Genomic DNA, 19,057 nt, shown 5'->3' on the forward strand with positions numbered 1-19,057 from the left:
GCCACCCAGCATGCCCAGCCACAACGCCACATTCCGTCCGGCCATCGGCCTGTCCAATCCCCACCTGCAGACCCTGTGGGGGCCACTCTGGCGCAAGCTGCCTGAGCTGCAGCGTGAACGCGAGCGACTGTGGCTGGCCGACGGCGACTTCATCGATCTGGACTGGCATGGCCCGCACCAACCCCATGCGCCACTGGTACTGGTGCTGCATGGGCTGACCGGCTCGTCTCACTCGCCTTACGTGAAAGGCTTGCAGCAAGCGCTGCAAGGTCGCGGCTGGGCCAGTGTGGCAGTGAACTGGCGAGGTTGTTCAGGCGAGCCCAACCTGTTGCCGCGCAGCTACCATTCCGGCGCCAGCGAAGACCTGGCGGAAATTGTCAGCCATCTTCGCGCCCAGCGCCCGCTGGCGCCGCTGTATGCAGTGGGTTATTCGCTGGGTGGCAATGTATTGTTGAAATACTTGGGTGAGAGCGGCGTCGCCAGCCAACTGGAGGCAGCGGCTGCAGTTTCGGTGCCGTTTCGCCTGGACCACTGCGCCGACCGTATCGGCCAAGGGTTCTCCAAGGTGTATCAGGCGCATTTCATGCGCGAGATGCTGGCGTATGTTCGGCTCAAGCAGCGGCACTTCCACGACCAGGGCCAGCATGAACAGCTGGCGACACTGGAGCGCCTGGGCCAACTCACCAACTTGCGCACATTCTGGGACTTCGACGGTAAAGTCACTGCACCGCTCAATGGCTTTCGCGATGCGCACGACTACTATCGTCGCTCATCCAGCCACTTCTTCCTCGGCCAGAACCGCACGCCAACGCTGATCATCCATTCCAGCGATGACCCCTTCGTGTCCAACCACAGCCTGCCGACGGCCCGTGAACTGTCACCACAAACCCGCTTCGAACTGCATGACCGCGGTGGGCATGTGGGCTTTGTCGATGGCAGCCTGCGAAATCCGGGGTACTACCTGGAACGACGGATTCCGCAGTGGCTGGTGGACGGTAGCTAGCGCTCGAATGCGTAAAGGCTGCGCGTCCCCTGTGGGAGCGGGCATGCCCGCGTACACCGGCATTGCCGGTGCCAACCACCGCGGGGCCCGCTCCTACAGGGGCTCAACCCAATCTGCTTACTCGCCGGTGGCCACAGCATGCTGCGGGTTGTTGATCCACTCGCTCCACGACCCCGCATACAGCTTGCCCAGCGGGTACCCCGCCAGCGCCATTGCGAACAGGTTATGACAAGCGGTTACCCCAGACCCGCAATAAGACACCAACTGCTCCGGCGCCCGTCCACCCAGCTTTTCGGCAAAACGCTGCTTTAGCTGATCCGCCGGCAAAAAACGCCCGTCAGCCCCCAGGTTGTCGGTAAACGCCGCGCACTGGGCCCCGGGAATATGCCCTGCCACCGGGTCAATCGGCTCCACTTCACCGAGAAAACGCGGCAAGGCACGCGCATCGATCAAGGTCAGGTCTGCAGTACCAAGGCGCTTGCCCAGATGGTCGGCATCGATCAGCAGCTTCGCGTCAGGTTCACCACTGAAAGTGCCCTCACGTTTGGGCGGCGGGTCCAGGCTCAACGGCAGGTGCGCCGCGTGCCAGGCCTTCAGGCCACCGTCGAGAATCGCCACACCGCTGCGTTTGCCCAGCCAGACCAGTAGCCACCAGGCGCGGGCGGCAAAGGCGCCGGGGCCGTCGTCATACAGCACCACCTCGCTGTCATTGTCCAGGCCCCACTCTCGCAGGCGCTCGACCAGCCGCTGGGCATCGGGCAGCGGGTGGCGCCCGGTGCGCCCCTTGCTCACCGGCCCGCTGAGATCCCGGTCCAGGTCGGCAAAATGCGCCCCCTCAATATGCCCCTGGGCATAGCTGCGCTGGCCATAGTCCACATCCTCGAGGGCAAAGCGGCAGTCGAGGATCACCAACTTGGGCGAGCCCAGACGCTCGGCCAACTGCTGCGGGGTGATCAATTGCGCAAGGGGCATGACAATCTCCTGATCGATGGCACAAGAGCCCTGGGCTAGTGCTCCAGGGCCTGGTTGAACGGTACATGGAATTCCTGACACAGCGCGTCCACGGCAGGACGGGCATTGTCGGTGACGAAACCGAGCTCCAGCACCAACACCTGATAGACGCCGCGCTTGAAGGCTTCTTCACCCAAGTGCGCGGAATGTTCACGTGTGGTGCTGAGAAAACGTACCCATGATGTCAGCACGATCCAGGCATTGATGGTCAGCGATTCGATCTGCGCCGGCACCATGGCCAGGATCCCTGCCTCGACGAAGCCGCGGTAGATCGCCTGGCCCTGGCGCAGGCAGCGTTCGGAAAAACGCCGGTAACGGGCGGCCAGTTCGGCATCGCTGTCCAGCAGATGTTCCAGGTCACGGTGCAGGAAGCGGTAGTTCCACATCGCCGCCAGCAAGGCCTTGAGGTAGAAGCGCTTGTCTTCCACGGTTGCCGCGCGGCCCTGCGGCGGGCGCAGAAAGCTGTCCACCAGCGCTTCGTACTGGCTGAACAACAGGGCAATGATCGCCTGCTTGTTGGGGAAGTGGTAATACAGGTTGCCGGGCGAGATTTCCATGTGCGCGGCAATGTGGTTGGTACTGACGCTGCGTTCGCCCTGCTGGTTGAACAGCTCCAGGCTGTTCTGCACGATGCGCTCTCGGGTCTTCATGCGCGGGGCCATGCTCAGCTCCCAGTCTGCGGGCTTTCATCAAAGGTTTATCTTACGGCGTATTACAGAAGGAATGCACCGTTGAGCGGCATGGAAAAATTCGCACCATGGTACAAATTAGAGTATAGGCTCTAGGCAACCCCGGCCCGGACTCGACACCACCATGAACTCGCCCAGTGCCTTGCCCCCTCTGCAATTCGACCTCGACCTCGCAACGACGTTCGCGGCCCAGCGCCAGGCCTTTGCCGGTAACCCGCTGCCACCAGCGGCGCAGCGGCGCCAGTGGCTGAAAAGCCTGCGTGAAGCCTTGCTGAGCAGCCAGGCAGAACTGATCGAAGCCATCAGCCAGGATTTTGCCGGGCGCAGCGCCGATGAGACCTTGCTGGCCGAACTGCTACCGTCGGTACAGGGCCTGCGTCACGCCGAAAAGCACTTGCAAAGCTGGATGCGCACCCGCCGACGCCGCGTCGGCCTGGCGTTCCAGCCGGCCAGCGCACAGGTGCGCTATCAACCCTTGGGCGTGGTCGGCATCATCGTGCCGTGGAACTACCCGCTGTTCCTCGCCATCGGCCCGTTGACCTGCGCCCTGGCCGCCGGCAACCGGGTCATGCTCAAGCTTAGCGAGGCCACGCCCGCGACTGGCCTGGCCGTACAGCAACTGCTCGAGCGTGTGTTCCCCACAGACCTGGTCAGCGTTGTGCTCGGTGAGGTCGAGGTGGGCCAGGCCTTCGCCCGCCTGCCGTTCGATCACCTGCTGTTCACCGGTGCCACCAGCGTAGGCCGCCAGGTGATGCAGGCTGCCGCACACAACCTGACCCCGGTCACCCTGGAGCTGGGTGGCAAATCCCCCGCTATTGTTTCTGACGATGTGCCGCTGGACAGCGCCGCCGAGCGCATCGCCTTCGGCAAGACCCTCAACGCCGGCCAGACCTGCGTCGCCCCCGACTACGTACTGGTGCCACGCGAACGGCTGCCCGCCTTCAGCGACGCCTACCAGCGCGCCGTGCACCGACTGTACCCGCGTATTGCCGACAACCCCGACTACACCGCCATCATCAACCCGCGCCAGTTGCAGCGCTTGCAGCACCTGCTGGACGATGCCCGCGCCAAAGGCGCGCAAGTACTCGACTTGTACCCAGGCGAAGCCCCTCAGGGCCGGCGCCTGCCACCACACTTGCTGCTGGACGTGAACGACAGCATGCAGGTGATGCAGGACGAAATCTTCGGCCCGCTATTGCCGTTAGTGCCTTATGACGGCCTCGACCAGGCCTTGGCCTACATCAACCAGCGCCCACGCCCACTGGCGCTGTACTTCTTTGGCTATGACCGCCGCACCCAGGAACATGTGCTGCGTCACACCCACTCCGGCGGTGTGTGCCTGAACGACACCTTGCTGCATGTTGCCCAGGACGATCTGCCCTTCGGCGGCATCGGCCCTTCAGGCATGGGCCACTACCATGGTCATGACGGCTTCCTCACCTTCAGCAAGGCCAAGGCGGTACTTGCCAAGCAACGCTTCAACGCCGCACGGCTGATTTACCCACCTTATGGCAAAGCCTTGCAGCGCCTGGTCTACAAACTGTTCATCCGCTGAGGATCGCACCATGCACCGCCGCGACCTGCTGCGTTTCAGCCTCGGCGCCAGTGCTTTTCTGGCGGGTGCCAGCCTGGTGGGGTGCAGCGTGCAAACCGCCGCGACCGGCTATCAGGTACTCCGTGACGACGACCTGCCACTGCTGCGAGCGCTGATCCCGGTGGTCCTGGCCGGTACACAGGCCACCGAGGCGCCGGTGTTGCGCAGCCTCGACAACAAGCTGGCGGCGTTGTCGCCGGAAATGCTCAAGCTCACCCGGCAATTGTTCGACGTGCTCAGCCTGCCGCTGACTCGCGGCCCGCTGACCGGCGTCTGGGGCAGTTGGGGCCAAGCTGGCGCCACGCAGGTCACGGCGTTCCTGCAGCGTTGGCAGGACAGCTCGCTGAACCTGCTACGCATGGGGCACGCCTCGTTGCTGCAACTGCTGCAAATGGCCTGGTACGAACGCCCTGAATCCTGGGCAGACTGCGGTTACCCGGGCCCACCGAAAATCTGAAAACAACAAGAGCATCGCCAATGCCTGTCCCCGACCCGTTTCGCCAAGGCCTCGAACGCGGCTGGATCACCCACGACGCCTCGCGCCTGGAGCACGACCTGTTTCTGGAGGCCGACATTGCCGTGATCGGCAGTGGTGCCGGCGGCGCCACCAGCGCGCAGATGCTCAGCGCTGCCGGTTTCAAGGTACTGCTGATCGAAGAAGGCCCCCTGAAAACCAGTAGCGATTTCCACCTGCTGGAGAGTGAAGCCTACGCAAGCCTGTACCAGGAAGGCCTGGGACGCATGAGCAAGGATGGCGCCATTACCATCCTGCAGGGCCGCGCCGTGGGTGGCACCACGCTGGTGAACTGGACCTCGAGCTTTCGTACCCCGCCACAAACCCTGGCGCACTGGGCCTCGGTCCATGGCGTGAACGGTTTGGGCGAGGATGAACTGCGCCCCTGGTTCGAGCGCATGGAGCAGGAACTGGGCATCAGCCCTTGGGCCTTGCCGCCGAATGCCAACAACGAGGTGCTGCGCCGGGGCTGCGAACAGCTGGGCTACCGCTGGGCGGTGATCCCGCGCAATGTGCGCGGCTGCTGGAACCTGGGCTACTGCGGCATGGGCTGCCCGGTGAATGCCAAACAATCGATGCTGGTGACCCGTATACCTGCCACCCTCGAGCAAGGCGGCGAACTGCTGTACCTGGCGCGGGCCGAGCGCTTCACCCACAACGGCGAACGCATTCAGAGCCTGACATGCCAGGCCCTGGACGCCCAGGGCATACACCCTACTGGCCGGCAGGTCGGCGTGCGGGCACGTCATTACCTCCTGGCCGGTGGCGGTATCAACAGCCCGGCCCTGCTGCTGCGCTCTGCCGCGCCCGACCCGCATGGTCGCCTGGGCAGGCGAACCTTCCTGCACCTGGTCAACTTCAGTGCGGCACGCTTCAGCGAGCGTATCGACCCCTACCATGGCGCCCCGCAATCGATCTACAGCGATCACTTTCAGTGGCAAGCCGGCGTAGACGGCCCGGCTGGCTACAAGCTGGAAGTACCGCCGCTGCATCCGGCCCTGGCCAGCACCCTGCTGGGCGGGCACGGCCACGAGAGTGCCCAGCGCATGGCCGAGCTGCCCCATACCCATGTGATGCTGGCGCTGCTACGCGATGGTTTTCACCCCGAAAGCCAGGGCGGGGCCGTGGAACTGCGCGGCGATGGTTCACCCGTGCTCGATTACCCGGTCACCGACTACCTGCGGGATGGCCTGCGGCGCGCCTACCGCAGCATGGCGCAAATACAGTTCGCCGCTGGCGCCACCCAGGTAACCCCGGTGCACAGCGACGCCAGCGCCGCCTCTAGCCTGGAACAGGCCCTGACCATGATCGACAAACTGCGCCTGGAGCCCTTCCGCACGCGCTTGGGCAGTGCCCATGTAATGGGCGGCTGCGCCCTCGGCGAAGATCCGCGTCAGGCGGTGTGCGACAGCCTGGGGCGCCATCACCAGCTGGAAAACCTGTCGATTCACGACGGCTCGCTGTTCCCCACCAGCATCGGCGCCAACCCGCAATTGTCGGTGTATGCCATCAGCGCCAGGCTCAGCGAAGCACTGGTCAGCCGCCTGGCACACAGCGCATGACAACGAACATGGCCCCTGTCTATAGTGCCATCAGTCGGCCGCATGACTTGGCCGGGGCGCCGTCGCTGCGCTACCATCCGACTCCCCAACGCACTCCAGCCAGGATGACGCGATGAACCGAGTGTTGTACCCGGGTACTTTCGACCCCATTACCAAAGGCCATGGCGATCTGGTCGAGCGCGCTTCGCGGCTATTCGACCACGTGATCATCGCGGTGGCGGCCAGCCCCAAGAAAAACCCCTTGTTCCCTCTGGAACAACGGGTTGAGCTCGCCCGTGAGGTCACCAAGCACCTGCCCAATGTCGAAGTCATCGGCTTCTCTTCCCTGTTGGCGCATTTCGCCAAGGAACAGGGCGCCAACGTCTTCCTGCGTGGCCTGCGTGCGGTGTCCGACTTCGAGTACGAGTTCCAGCTGGCGAACATGAACCGGCAACTGGCCCCCGATGTCGAGAGCCTGTTCCTGACGCCGTCGGAGCGCTATTCGTTCATTTCCTCGACCCTGGTCCGGGAGATTGCTGCGCTGGGCGGTGATATCAGCAAGTTCGTCCACCCGGTGGTGGCCGACGCACTGACTGAACGCTTCAAGAAGCAAGCCTGACGCCTGATTGTCGCGCCCGCGTGCACTGCGGGCGCGAATGCGGCACAATTGTGCCCATTGCGTTGAACATGCCCGGGCTGTGAGCCCCGGCCGGAGTCCCCATGTCCCTGATCATCACCGACGATTGCATCAATTGCGACGTCTGCGAACCCGAGTGCCCGAACGAGGCTATCTCCCAAGGCGAAGAGATCTACGTGATCGACCCTAACCTGTGCACTCAGTGCGTAGGCCATTACGACGAGCCGCAGTGCCAGCAGGTCTGCCCGGTCGACTGCATCCCGCTGGATGAAGCGCACCCGGAAACCGAAGAACAGCTGATGGCCAAGTATCGCCGGATCACTGGCAAGGGCTGATCACTGCCCTTCGCTGCACGCTCCCTGTGGGAGCGGGCATGCCCGCGAACACCGGCGCAGCTGGTGCCATTCATCGCGTCGCCTGCTTCGCGGGCTTGCCCGCTCCCACAGTTACCGCGCCAACGTTCAGGTTTTGCTTCAACAGGTTTGCAGCGAACGTTTCATCGTTGGCAGCGCGGGCAGTACACGCTCGCCCTCTGCCCCAGCTTCACTTCGCGCAACTCAGTGCCGCATACCTTGCACGGCTGCCCGCCACGCCCGTACACAAACAGTTCCTGCTGGAAGTACCCCGGCTGCCCGTCGCCACCGATAAAGTCGCGCAGGGTGGTACCGCCCTGCTCGATGGCCGCCGCCAGCACCCGTTTGATCTCGATCGCCAGTTTCAGGTAGCGCGCCCGGGAAATCCCGCCCGCCTCCCGGCGTGGGTCGATACCGGCGGCAAACAGCGCCTCGGTGGCGTAGATGTTGCCCACCCCTACCACCACCGCGTTGTCCATGATGAACGGCTTGACCGCCATCGACCGCCCGCGGGACAGCTGGAACAGCCGTTCACCATCGAACAGGTCGGTCAGCGGCTCAGGCCCCAGGCGCAGCAGTAGCTCATGGTTCAGAGGGTCCAGGCTCCACAGCATGGCACCAAAGCGGCGTGGGTCGGTGTAGCGCAGCATCAGCCCGGACTCCAGCTCGATGTCGACATGCTCATGCTTGGCCGCCGGCAAGCCCAGCTCGACCAGCCGCAGGTTGCCCGACATGCCCAAGTGGCTGATCAGCGTACCCACTTCGGCATTGATCAACAGGTACTTGGCACGTCGCTCGACGCTGACGATGCGCTGCCCTGACAGGCGCACATCGAGGTCTTCCGGAATCGGCCAGCGCAGACGGCGGTCGCGTACCACCACACGGCTGACGCGCTGGCCTTCCAGGTGTGGCGCAATACCGCGCCGGGTGGTTTCTACTTCTGGCAATTCCGGCATGTGTCAGTGTCCGCCCAACTCGCGAATGTTCTGCTTGAGGTTTTCGAAATCGTATTCCGACAAACCAATGTAATCGAGCACCAACGGGCCGACCACATTCCATTCGTGGTCCACCGCCTGGTTGCCCAGCACACGGTAGGACGCGCAGATATGCTCGGCCATCTTCAGCACCGCCAACAGGTTTTTCAGCTGGCTCTGGGTATTGCGCGAGGTATCGTCGCGGAACACGGCCAAGGCATTGTGGTGGTTGGCGATGGCCGCACTGAGGTGCTCGGGCAAGCGCCAGGATTTGGCTGTGAAATAGCCAACCACTGAATGGTTGGTGTTGAACGTGCGGTTTTCGGTATCGACCACGCGTGTTTCTTCGTCGGCCTTGGCGTATGCCTCTTCCAGCACGTCCATGTAATCGGGGAAGCGCTTGAGCATCAACGGCACGCCACAGTCATGGAAGAGGCCAAGGGTATAGGCTTCGTCCGCCGCCTGTATGCCGGTACGCTTGGCCAGCGTCAGGCAGGTCATCGCGACGTCCTGGGCGGTATCCCAGAAGCGGTTGAGGGTAACGATGGTCTCGTCACTCATCTCGCCCTTGATCGACTGGGCGTTGATCAGGTTGATGATCGACCGGCTCCCCAGCAGGTTTACCGCACGCTGGATCGAACCGATCTTGTTGGACAACCCGAAGTGCGGAGAGTTGACCAGCTTGAGCAAGGCGCCAGAGAGGCCCGGGTCCTGGGAAATCAGCTTGGCGATGGTTTCCAGGTCTGGGTCAGGCATGTACTGCTCGAACTGCAGATCGACCATGATCTGCGGTTGAGGCGGGATGGTGATGCCTTGCAAGGCTTGCTGGATCTGTTCGGCGCTGAGTTCTTGGGACATACGTACACACTCGTTTAGGACGGGGGATTTTAACCCTCTAAGCGCCCCCGGGCACCACACCTGTAAAAGCTAAAGCACTGCAGACACGCTATAATCCCGCTCTTTTTCCCGGAGCGACGTCATGTCCCTGCCCAGCCTTCGCCTCAAAGCCAATGCCGACCGCCGCCTGCGCGCCGGCCACCTGTGGGTCTACAGCAACGAAGTCGATGTCAGCGCGACCCCTTTGCAAGGCTTCCAGGCGGGTCAGCAGGCCATTCTCGAGGCAGCCAACGGCAAGCCGCTGGGCATCGTCGCACTGAGCCCGAACAACCTGATCTGCGCCCGCCTGCTGTCACGCGACATCAAGCTGCCGCTGGACAAGTCGCTGCTGGTACACCGCCTGAATGTCGCCCTGTCGCTGCGCGAGCGCCTGTTCGACCAGCCGTGCTACCGCCTGGTCTACGGTGACTCCGACCTGCTCCCAGGCCTGGTGGTCGACCGTTTCTTCGATATCCTCGTGGTGCAGTTGGCCTCGGCCACCATGGAAGCGCACAAGGATGACGTGATCGCCGCACTGGTGCAGGTGCTCAAGCCCAGCGGCATCCTGTTCAAGAACGATTCGGCCGCGCGCGACGCCGAAGGCCTGCAGCGCTATGTCGAGACCGTCTACGGTGAAGTGCCGGACTGGGTGCCGCTGGAAGAGAACGGCGTCAAGTTCGAAGCCCCGGTGCGCGAAGGCCAGAAGACGGGCTGGTTCTACGACCACCGCATGAACCGCGCCCGCCTGGCACCCTACGTGAAGGGCAAGCGTGTACTCGACCTGTTCAGCTATATCGGTGGCTGGGGCGTACAGGCCGGTGCCTTCGGCGCCAGCGAAGTGTTCTGTGTCGATGCCTCGGGCTTTGCCCTGGACGGCGTAGAGCGTAACGCTGCACTGAACGGCATCAGCGAGAAGCTGACCTGCATCGAAGGCGACGTGTTCGAAGCCCTGCGCGAACTCAAGGCGGCCGAAGAACGCTTCGACGTGATCATTGCCGACCCACCTGCCTTCATCAAGCGCAAGAAAGACCTGAAAAACGGCGAAGCGGCCTACCGCCGCCTGAACGAACAGGCCATGCGCATGTTGAACAAAGACGGCATCCTCGTCAGCGCCTCGTGCTCGATGCACCTGCCCGAGGACGACCTGAACAACATCCTGCTGACCAGTGCCCGCCACCTTGACCGCAACATGCAGCTGCTCGAGCGAGGCGGTCAGGGCCCGGATCACCCGGTACACCCGGCCATCGCCGAAACCCGCTACATCAAAAGCATCACCTGCCGGTTACTGCCAAACAGCTGATATCTGCCAAAAAGGGCCGTCCAGCGGCCCTTTCCTGCCGCAATCCCCCCGCCAACCATCCACATCTGCATTCCCTCACCGCGCCAGCGGTGTAGAATCGGCCTATTCATCGCCAGTCATCCCCGGCGGGTTTATGAGCTCTGGTCAAGCACGCGGCGATCCCGCGCGGTCTTGGCCCCATCCGTGCCAGTGGCAACCGGCCTGCGGCGCAAAGGACAAGAGAAGCTCACTCCCCTATTTGTGACCTGATTAAGCCGCCAGGAGTGTTTCATGCCTGATTATCGTTCCAAGACTTCCACCCAAGGCCGCAACATGGCCGGCGCCCGTGCCCTGTGGCGCGCCACCGGGATGAAGGACGAAGACTTCAAGAAACCGATCATCGCCATCGCCAACTCGTTCACCCAGTTCGTCCCGGGCCATGTGCACCTGAAGGACCTGGGCCAGCTGGTGGCCCGCGAAATCGAACGCGCCGGTGGCGTGGCCAAGGAATTCAACACCATCGCGGTCGATGACGGCATCGCCATGGGCCACGACGGCATGCTGTACTCGCTGCCAAGCCGCGAAATCATTGCCGACGCGGTGGAGTACATGGTCAATGCGCACTGCGCTGACGCCATCGTCTGCATCTCCAACTGCGACAAGATCACCCCCGGCATGCTGATGGCCGCCCTGCGCCTGAACATCCCGGTGATCTTCGTTTCCGGCGGCCCGATGGAAGCCGGCAAGACCAAGCTGGCCAGCCACGGCCTGGACCTGGTCGATGCCATGGTCATCGCGGCCGACTCCACGGCCTCCGACGAAAAAGTCGCCGAATACGAGCGCAGCGCCTGCCCGACCTGCGGTTCGTGCTCCGGCATGTTCACCGCCAACTCGATGAACTGCCTGACCGAGGCCCTGGGCCTGGCCCTGCCGGGCAACGGTTCGACCCTGGCCACCCACTCCGACCGCGAGCAGCTGTTCCTCACGGCCGGCCGCACCATCGTCGAGCTGTGCAAGCGCTACTACGGCGAGAATGACGAGTCGGTCCTGCCACGCAGCATCGCCAACTTCAAAGCGTTCGAAAACGCCATGATGCTGGACATCGCCATGGGCGGCTCGACCAACACCATCCTGCACCTGCTGGCCGCAGCACAAGAAGGTGAAGTGGCGTTCGACCTGCGCGACATCGACCGCCTGTCACGCAAAGTGCCGCAGCTGTGCAAAGTGGCGCCAAACATCCAGAAGTACCACATGGAAGACGTCCACCGCGCCGGCGGCATCTTCAGCATCCTCGGTTCGCTGGCCCGTGGCGGCCTGCTGCACACCGACCTGCCGACCGTGCACAGCCGCAGCATGGAAGAAGCCATCGCCAAATGGGACATCACCCAGACCGATGACGAAGCGGTGCACACCTTCTTCAAGGCCGGCCCGGCAGGTATCCCGACCCAGACCGCATTCAGCCAGTCGACCCGTTGGGAAACCCTCGACGACGACCGTGAAAACGGCTGCATCCGCAGCTTCGAACACGCCTACTCGCAAGAGGGCGGCCTGGCCGTGCTGTACGGCAACATCGCACTGGATGGCTGCGTGGTCAAAACGGCCGGTGTGGACGAATCGATCCACGTGTTCGAGGGCACCGCGAAGATCTTCGAAAGCCAGGACAGCGCCGTGCGCGGCATCCTCGCCGACGAGGTGAAAGCCGGCGACATCGTCATCATCCGCTACGAAGGCCCGAAAGGCGGCCCGGGCATGCAAGAAATGCTCTACCCGACCTCGTACCTCAAATCCAAAGGCCTGGGCAAGGCCTGCGCCCTGCTCACCGACGGCCGCTTCTCGGGCGGCACCTCGGGCCTGTCGATCGGCCACGCCTCGCCAGAGGCCGCGGCAGGCGGCGCCATCGGCCTGGTGCGCGACGGCGACAAGGTACTGATCGACATCCCTAACCGTTCGATCAACCTGCTGGTCAGCGATGAAGAGCTGGCGGAACGCCGTGTCGAGCAGGACAAGAAGGGCTGGAAGCCAGCCGAGGTCCGTCCCCGCAAGGTGACCACCGCGCTCAAGGCCTATGCCCTGCTGGCCACCAGTGCCGACAAAGGCGCAGTGCGTAACAAGGCGATGCTGGAAGGCCTCTGAGGTGCTTTTGGCGTGAAATAAGAACCGGCGCCCTGGGCGCCGGTTTTTTTATGCCTGCACCGGCCCCTTCGCGGGCACGCCCGCTCCCACAGGGGCCGCACAGGTAGGGCAAGATTTACTGGATCTGCTCCGGCGTGACGATCACCCAGTTCTTGTCTGCCGTCACCGGCAACCCTTCCTTGGCCTGCGCCGCCGCATTTTTGGCAATCATCCCGTTGAGCTGGTCCATGTACTTGGCCTTGCGGTTTATCCACAGGTGGATACCGCCTTTGCCCACATCCACCCCGTGGAACTGCATGTAGCCATCGCTGGTCGGCGTGTCGCCGCCCACCAGCACCGGTTTCTTCCACTCATCGATGTAGGTAAGGATCGCCGCCTGCTTGCCCGCCATCCAGGTGGCCGGGGTCCACAGGTAAGGGGTCAGCTCCAGGCCCACGTTAGCCTTGGCATCGTAGTGCCCGGCGCTGATCTGCTTACGCGCAGTGGTCAGCTGTCCGCTGGCGCGGTCCTTGAGCAGCAGGCTCACGCCAATCACGTTCTGGGGCTTCACGTTGTAACCATACTTGGGGTCCGAGGCGACCATGCGCACCAGCTCTTCGGAGGCCGCCGATATCACATAGACCTCAATGCCGTTCTCCATCAGCTTGTTGTACAGCTCGGTCTGGCCCTTGAAGACCTTGGGCGGCTGAACCTCGATGGCCTTGACCTGGTCGCCTGCGTAATAGGTGCTGGGGATCGGCTTGGTCGAAGCCATCAGCTCATCCACCTGCACCTTCAGCTCCTGCAAGGTAAAGCCGGAGAACACCTGGGCTACCCACGGGTAGCAGACCATGTCATCGATTTCACACAACCGGTAGTAATAACTGAACAGGCTTTCCTTGTGCTCGGCAGTGTCCTTGAACGGCACCAGCTTCAACGAAGGGTCGAGCTTGTCGCGGCTTAGCAGGCCCTTGTTTTCCATGAACGGAAGCAAGGCTTCTTCCAGGTCATAGCGGTAACTGGTGTTGTCCATGTCGAATACCGCGTAGTTACCCTTGTTGGCATTGGCGGCGATCATGCTGTCGAGCTGTTTGGCCGCGTCAGCAGGCCAGTGTTTGAGCTCCGTGGCGAAGGTTTCGATACTGAACAGCAGGGACAGGCCAATGGCGGCGGCTTTCACAGCGACTTTCATGTACGAATCTCCTGAAATGACCCAGAAACGCTAGTGCAACAATCCCCACTGCAAGCCCCCGATAACGACCTCCAGGCAGCCGCAAACGCCTTGTTCATTGCAATCTGCGACATCCCGTTATTCCATAAACGACTATGCAAATTCCATTTGGGTATAAATTCGTTTGTTTTCAGGCTGTTAGCATTTCCGTTCGCAATCGCTCACAGAGGCGATGCCACTTCTGCTTTTTTCTGCTGGAGCTTCAATGAATCTGCCGCTGTCACTCAACCTGCTGGCGTTCCTGGCCCTGTTGCTGGGCCTGGCACAAACCCGCCGCACCGACTGGAGCCTGGCCAAGAAGGTACTGCTTGGCCTGGTGCTGGGGGTGGTCTTCGGCCTTGTGCTGCACACGATCTATGGCGCTGGCCACCCCGTGCTCAAGGCAACCATCGCCTGGCTCGATCTGGTCGGCAACGGCTATGTCGGCCTGCTGCAGATGATCGTCATGCCGCTGATCTTCGCCTCGATCCTCAGTGCCGTGGCACGTTTGCACACTGCCTCTTCGCTGGGCCGCATCAGCGTGCTGAGCATCGGCACCCTGCTGCTGACCACGGCCATTGCCGCCCTGATCGGCATTGTGTTGACCAACCTGTTCGGCCTCAGCGCCGAGGGCCTGGTGGCCGGCGCCCAGGAAAGCGCACGCATGCAGGTTATCCACAGTGACTACGCGGGCAAGGTTGCCGACCTCAACATCCCGCAACTGCTGCTGTCGTTCATCCCCAGCAACCCGGTAGGCGACCTGGCGCGGGCCAAGCCGACCTCGATCATCAGCGTGGTGATTTTTGCCGTGTTCCTCGGCCTGGCCGCGCTCCAGTTGATCAAGGACGACGCCGAGAAGGGCGAGCGCGCCCTGTCGGCCATCGACACCCTGCAGGCCTGGGTAATGCGCCTGGTGCGGGTCGTGATGAAGCTGACCCCCTATGGCGTGCTGGCGTTGATGACCAAAGTAGTGGCCAGTTCCAACACGGAGGACATCCTCAAGCTGGGCAGCTTCGTGGTGGTGTCGTACCTGGGCCTGGGGTTGATGTTCGTGGTGCACGGCATCATCCTCGCCGCCACCGGCGTGAGCCCGCTGCGCTTCTTCCGCAAGGTGTGGCCGGTGCTGACCTTCGCCTTCACCAGCCGCTCCAGCGCCGCCAGCATTCCGCTGAACATCGAAGCACAAACCCGCCGTCTGGGCGTGCCACAATCGATCGCCAGCTTCAGCGCATCGTTCGGCACCACCATTGGCCAGAACGGCTGCGCCGGGCTCTATCCTGCCATGCTGGCGGTGATGGTCGCGCCAGCGGTAGGCATCGACACCTTCGACCCGCTGTGGATCGCCACCCTGGTGGCCATCGTCACGCTGAGCTCTGCAGGGGTTGCCGGCGTGGGCGGCGGTGCCACCTTTGCCGCGCTGATCGTGCTACCAGCCATGGGCTTGCCGGTGGAACTGGTGGCGTTGCTGATTTCAGTGGAGCCGCTGATCGACATGGGCCGTACGGCGTTGAACGTGAACGGTTCGATGACGGCGGGCGTTGTCACCAGCCAGCTGTTGAAAGAGACTGACAAGGAAGTGCTGGCCGGTGATGAACATGCCGAGCTGAGCCACACCTGATCGATCGCCAGGGGCGCGTTGCGCCCCTTTCGCAACAAGTTCGCTCGTGTCTTGCTCAAAATCCGAACACCCTGCGCCCCCCCGTAGGAGCGGGTTCACCCGCGAAGGGCTGCAGAGCAGCCCCAACAATCTCACCCCTTATCCCAAACCTCGAAGTGATACACCGGCTTACCTTCCTCAGCCTGTGCCTCGCTAGAAGTCAGCCTCCACTGCCCTTCATCAAACGCCGGGAACCACGCATCCCCCTCTGGCGCCAACTCAACCCGCGTCAGGTACATGCGGCTGACCAGCCCCTTCTCCAGCGCCTGCCCATACAGCTGCGCCCCACCAATGAGCATCAGCTCACCGACGCCCTGCTCGCGCGCCCACTGCTCGGCCCGCACCAACGCCTCTTCAAGCGAGGCGAACACTTCGGCACCTGCAAGTTCAAGCCCCGGCTGGCGGCTGACCACGATGTTCAGCCGCCCAGGCAGCGGCCGCCCCAGCGAGTCCCAAGTCTTGCGCCCCATGATGATCGGCTTGCCCAGGGTTGTGGCCTTGAAGTACTTGAAGTCCCCCGGCAAATGCCAGGGCATGGAGTTGTCGATGCCGATCACGCGGTTCTCGGCATAAGCCGCGATCAGGCTGAGGGGAAGTGATGTATTCATGCCAGCGAGGATAGCACCGGGCGTGTGGGTTATGCTTCTGCCTTGACCTGTGCAATGGAAGACCTTGTGACTGCACCCACGCCACTGGACAAGCGCTGGCTCACCGAAGCGGTACGCCTGCGCGAAGAACATGCCGGCCCGCTGGAAGACCAGGAAGCCAACCGCTACGCCCGCCAGCTAGGTGGCGACCTGGCCACGCGCATCGAAACACGTGCGCTGTTCCTGGCCGAGCGTGATGACATGACCGGCGCCCTGCGCCATTGGAAGCAGGGCGCGCGCCTGGCGCTGCTGGCCTTGTTGCTGATGGCCGTGCTCAGCGGCGCGGGCCTGGGGCTGGCCGCCCTCGGTGACGGGCAGCGCCCGGTGAATGTGTTCTGGGCGCTGGGCAGCCTGCTCGGGCTGAACCTGCTGATGCTACTTGGCTGGGGCATGGGTTTTGCCCTGAGCGGCGAGCATGGCGCAGGGCTGGGCCGCTTGTGGCTGTGGCTAAGCGAACGCTTTGCCCGCGATGCCAAGGCCGCGCACCTGGCGCCAGCGCTGCTGGTGCTGCTGCAACGTCAACGCCTCAACCGGTGGCTGCTCGGCCTGTTGGTACACGGCCTTTGGCTGCTGGCGATGCTCACCGCGCTGGGCATGCTGCTGGTCTTGCTGGCGACCCGGCGCTATGGCTTTGTCTGGGAAACCACCTTGCTCGCCGCCGAGCCGTTCATTCACCTGACCCAAGCACTGGGCGCCCTCCCCTCGTTGCTGGGCTTCGCCGTGCCCGACGAAGCCATGATCCGCGCCAGCGGCGACAGCCTGCCAGCCCTTGACGTGGCCCGCCAGGCCTGGGCCAGCTGGCTGCTCGGCGTGGTGCTGGTATACGGCCTGCTGCCCCGCCTGCTGCTGGCCGGGTTATGCCTGTGGCGCTGGCGCCAGGGCCGTGAACGCCTGACGCTGGACCTGGGGTTGCCCGGCTACGCGCAACTGCGCGAGGCACTGATGCCGCGCAGCGAGCGCATTGGCGTGCAGGATGCTGCCCCGCAAGCCTTGCCGCAGTTTGCCGCCGGGCAGCTGGAAAGCGGCAGCAGCGGTGCCCTATTGGTGGGCCTGGAGCTGGACGACCAGCGCCCCTGGCCACCTGCCTTGCCGAAAAGCGTGACCGATGCCGGCGTGCTCGACAGCCGCGAATCACGCAACCGGCTGTTGGAACAGCTCAGCCGCTTCCCACCGGCACGCCTGGCCATCGCCTGCGACCCACGTCGCTCGCCGGACCGCGGCAGTTTGGCGCTGCTCGCCGAACTGGCGCGCAATGCCGGCGCAACCCGTATCTGGCTGCTGCAGGCTGCACCAGGCCAGCCCCTCGATGCCGAGCGCCTGGGCGATTGGCACGAGGCCCTTGACCGCCTTGGCCTGCAACATGCCGACACCTCACCGCTGACCTGGCTGGAGCATGGCCATGACTGAGCCACTGAAACTGGCCGTGGTCGGCCATACCAATGTTGGCAAAACCTCGCTACTGCGCACCCTGACCCGCGACGTCGGTTTTGGCGAAGTGTCCCACCGCCCCAGCACTACCCGCCATGTGGAAGGTGCGCGGCTGTCTGTGGACGGTGAACCCCTGCTGGAGCTGTACGACACGCCCGGCCTGGAAGATGCCATCGCCCTGCTCGACTACCTTGAACGTCTGGAACGCCCGGGCGAGCGCCTGGACGGCCCGGCCCGGCTGGAGCGTTTTCTGCAGGGCAGCGAAGCGCGCCAACGTTTCGAGCAGGAGGCCAAGGTATTGCGCCAACTGCTGGCCAGTAATGCCGGGCTGTATGTGATCGATGCGCGCGAGCCGGTGCTGGCCAAGTACCGCGACGAACTGGAAGTACTGGCCAACTGCGGCAAGCCGTTGCTGCCGGTGCTCAACTTCGTCGCCAGCAGCCAGCACCGCGAACCGGAATGGCGTGAAGCCCTTGCCCGGCTTGGGCTTCACGCATTGGTGCGGTTCGACAGCGTGGCCCCGCCGGAAGATGGCGAGCGCCGTTTGTACGAAAGCCTGGCGCTGCTGCTGGAAAACGCCCGCCCGGCGCTGCAACGGCTGATCGACGACCAGCAGGCGCAGCGCTTGGCACGCCGGCACAGCGGCAAGCGCCTGATTGCCGAACTGCTGCTCGATTGCGCTGCATGCCGGCGCAGTGTCGAGGCCGAACCGGCGGCAGAAGCCCGGGCCATCGCGGCGCTGCGCCAGGACATTCGCCAACGTGAACAACGCTGCGTCGAAGCCTTGCTCAAGCTGTATGCCTTCCGCCGCGAGGATGCCCATGCCAGCGACCTGCCATTGCTGGACGGCCGCTGGGGCGATGATTTGTTCAATCCAGAGACGTTGAAACTGCTGGGCGTGCGCCTGGGCAGCGGCGTGGCGGCGGGTGCTGCGGCCGGTGCCGGGGTCGATTTGCTGGTTGGTGGCCTTACCCTCGGCGCAGCGGCGCTGGCCGGGGCGATTGCCGGTGGCGCGCTGCAGACGGCGCGCAACTATGGGGCACGGTTGATGGGCAAGCTCAAGGGCAAGCGTGAGCTGACCGTGGACGACACTGTATTGCGTTTGCTGGCCTTGCGTCAGCAGCAGTTGATGGTGGCGCTGGATAACCGCGGGCATGCGGCGCAGGACAGCATCAGGCTGGGTGAGCTGGATGAAAAGGCCTGGCGCGAGGGCAAGTTGCCGGAGGCGCTGGTCAAGGCGCGGGCGCACCCGCAATGGTCCACCCTGAATCCCGGGGCGAAGCTGAATCAGGCTGAGCGGCAGGAACAGTTGGAGGCGCTGGTTTCACAGATTTGAGCCAGCAGGCCCGGCCCTTTCGCGGGTAAACCCGCTCCTACGGCGGCCTGTGTAGTGTGCCCACCACCAATCTGCGTAGGAGCGGGTTTACCCGCGAATACGGTGGTGGCGGCAACGGTGAACGGCGGGTGGAGATTGGCCAGCAGGGCCGGCCTCTTCGCGGGTGAACCCGCTCCTACACGACGGCCTGTGTCCA

At 63.6% G+C, this 19,057-nt stretch carries 17 protein-coding genes; 11 read left to right on the plus strand and 6 right to left on the minus strand.

Annotated elements, in window-relative coordinates; all coding sequences use genetic code 11:
* Nucleotides 1–10: 10 nt before the first annotated feature.
* Nucleotides 11–1,003 (plus strand): hydrolase, encoded by a 993-nt coding sequence (locus ACF8Q6_RS03400; RefSeq protein WP_392490160.1) that lies wholly within the window; start codon nucleotides 11–13, stop codon nucleotides 1,001–1,003.
* 117 nt (nucleotides 1,004–1,120) lie between these two features.
* Here the strand turns inward: ACF8Q6_RS03400 and ACF8Q6_RS03405 are convergent, their stop codons facing one another.
* Together ACF8Q6_RS03405 and ACF8Q6_RS03410 are read right to left on the minus strand one after the other, a co-directional pair.
* Nucleotides 1,121–1,975 carry a sulfurtransferase gene (locus ACF8Q6_RS03405; protein ID WP_392490159.1) on the minus strand — a complete coding sequence of 285 codons (855 nt, stop codon included), beginning with the start codon at nucleotides 1,973–1,975 and terminating at the stop codon, nucleotides 1,121–1,123.
* 35 nt (nucleotides 1,976–2,010) lie between these two features.
* Nucleotides 2,011–2,676 (minus strand): TetR/AcrR family transcriptional regulator, encoded by a 666-nt coding sequence (locus ACF8Q6_RS03410; protein WP_003249070.1) that lies wholly within the window; start codon nucleotides 2,674–2,676, stop codon nucleotides 2,011–2,013.
* A 151-nt stretch (nucleotides 2,677–2,827) separates the two neighbouring features.
* Between ACF8Q6_RS03410 and ACF8Q6_RS03415 the strand changes: the two genes are divergently transcribed.
* The 5 genes from ACF8Q6_RS03415 (at nucleotide 2,828) to ACF8Q6_RS03435 (ending at nucleotide 7,324) form a co-directional block, all read left to right on the plus strand.
* On the plus strand, nucleotides 2,828–4,258 hold the full coding sequence (locus ACF8Q6_RS03415; protein ID WP_392490158.1) for a coniferyl aldehyde dehydrogenase: 1,431 nt from the start codon (nucleotides 2,828–2,830) through the stop codon (nucleotides 4,256–4,258).
* A gap of 10 nt (nucleotides 4,259–4,268) precedes the next feature.
* On the plus strand, nucleotides 4,269–4,754 hold the full coding sequence (locus ACF8Q6_RS03420; RefSeq protein ID WP_003249068.1) for a hypothetical protein: 486 nt from the start codon (nucleotides 4,269–4,271) through the stop codon (nucleotides 4,752–4,754).
* A gap of 20 nt (nucleotides 4,755–4,774) precedes the next feature.
* Nucleotides 4,775–6,373 (plus strand): GMC family oxidoreductase N-terminal domain-containing protein, encoded by a 1,599-nt coding sequence (locus ACF8Q6_RS03425; protein ID WP_392490157.1) that lies wholly within the window; start codon nucleotides 4,775–4,777, stop codon nucleotides 6,371–6,373.
* Between the two features lie 112 nt (nucleotides 6,374–6,485).
* Nucleotides 6,486–6,971 (plus strand): pantetheine-phosphate adenylyltransferase, encoded by a 486-nt coding sequence (gene coaD / locus ACF8Q6_RS03430; RefSeq protein WP_010955660.1) that lies wholly within the window; start codon nucleotides 6,486–6,488, stop codon nucleotides 6,969–6,971.
* 101 nt (nucleotides 6,972–7,072) lie between these two features.
* Nucleotides 7,073–7,324 carry a YfhL family 4Fe-4S dicluster ferredoxin gene (locus ACF8Q6_RS03435; protein WP_003249063.1) on the plus strand — a complete coding sequence of 84 codons (252 nt, stop codon included), beginning with the start codon at nucleotides 7,073–7,075 and terminating at the stop codon, nucleotides 7,322–7,324.
* Between the two features lie 161 nt (nucleotides 7,325–7,485).
* Here ACF8Q6_RS03435 and mutM read toward each other — a convergent pair whose 3' ends face one another.
* Entirely contained in the window at nucleotides 7,486–8,298 is an 813-nt protein-coding gene (gene mutM, locus ACF8Q6_RS03440; protein WP_010955661.1) for a bifunctional DNA-formamidopyrimidine glycosylase/DNA-(apurinic or apyrimidinic site) lyase, read from the minus strand.
* 3 nt (nucleotides 8,299–8,301) lie between these two features.
* Nucleotides 8,302–9,120 carry an HDOD domain-containing protein gene (locus ACF8Q6_RS03445; protein WP_172835041.1) on the minus strand — a complete coding sequence of 273 codons (819 nt, stop codon included), beginning with the start codon at nucleotides 9,118–9,120 and terminating at the stop codon, nucleotides 8,302–8,304.
* A gap of 175 nt (nucleotides 9,121–9,295) precedes the next feature.
* On the opposite strand from ACF8Q6_RS03445, the gene ACF8Q6_RS03450 reads away from it, so the two are divergent.
* Both ACF8Q6_RS03450 and ilvD read left to right on the plus strand, forming a co-directional pair.
* A complete protein-coding gene (locus tag ACF8Q6_RS03450) occupies nucleotides 9,296–10,492 on the plus strand; it encodes a class I SAM-dependent rRNA methyltransferase (protein WP_004575470.1) in 1,197 nt (398 codons plus the stop codon).
* A 270-nt stretch (nucleotides 10,493–10,762) separates the two neighbouring features.
* Complete coding sequence (ilvD, locus tag ACF8Q6_RS03455; RefSeq protein ID WP_003249056.1) at nucleotides 10,763–12,604, plus strand: dihydroxy-acid dehydratase; 1,842 nt, start codon at nucleotides 10,763–10,765, stop codon at nucleotides 12,602–12,604.
* Between the two features lie 115 nt (nucleotides 12,605–12,719).
* Here the strand turns inward: ilvD and ACF8Q6_RS03460 are convergent, their stop codons facing one another.
* On the minus strand, nucleotides 12,720–13,775 hold the full coding sequence (locus tag ACF8Q6_RS03460; RefSeq protein ID WP_392490156.1) for a haloacid dehalogenase-like hydrolase: 1,056 nt from the start codon (nucleotides 13,773–13,775) through the stop codon (nucleotides 12,720–12,722).
* A 244-nt stretch (nucleotides 13,776–14,019) separates the two neighbouring features.
* Between ACF8Q6_RS03460 and ACF8Q6_RS03465 the strand changes: the two genes are divergently transcribed.
* Nucleotides 14,020–15,411: an L-cystine transporter gene (locus ACF8Q6_RS03465; protein WP_003249050.1), complete on the plus strand. Its 1,392-nt coding sequence runs from the start codon at nucleotides 14,020–14,022 to the stop codon at nucleotides 15,409–15,411.
* A gap of 131 nt (nucleotides 15,412–15,542) precedes the next feature.
* On the opposite strand, the gene ACF8Q6_RS03470 is transcribed toward ACF8Q6_RS03465, so the two are convergent.
* Nucleotides 15,543–16,058, minus strand: coding sequence for a dihydrofolate reductase (locus ACF8Q6_RS03470; protein WP_003249048.1), 516 nt, complete (start codon nucleotides 16,056–16,058; stop codon nucleotides 15,543–15,545).
* Nucleotides 16,059–16,112: 54 nt separating this feature from the next.
* Here ACF8Q6_RS03470 and ACF8Q6_RS03475 point away from each other — a divergent pair, with 54 nt between their 5' ends.
* Together ACF8Q6_RS03475 and ACF8Q6_RS03480 are read left to right on the plus strand one after the other, a co-directional pair.
* Nucleotides 16,113–17,504, plus strand: a complete 1,392-nt coding sequence (locus ACF8Q6_RS03475; protein WP_012053977.1) for a DUF2868 domain-containing protein — start codon at nucleotides 16,113–16,115, stop codon at nucleotides 17,502–17,504.
* Nucleotides 17,497–18,861 carry a GTPase/DUF3482 domain-containing protein gene (locus tag ACF8Q6_RS03480; protein ID WP_060546528.1) on the plus strand — a complete coding sequence of 455 codons (1,365 nt, stop codon included), beginning with the start codon at nucleotides 17,497–17,499 and terminating at the stop codon, nucleotides 18,859–18,861. The genes ACF8Q6_RS03475 and ACF8Q6_RS03480 overlap by 8 nt, the downstream gene beginning before the upstream one ends.
* Nucleotides 18,862–19,057: the final 196 nt, after the last annotated feature.

The organism is Pseudomonas sp. GLN_2, from assembly GCF_043106005.1.
GTDB classification, from domain to species: domain Bacteria; phylum Pseudomonadota; class Gammaproteobacteria; order Pseudomonadales; family Pseudomonadaceae; genus Aquipseudomonas; species Aquipseudomonas alloputida.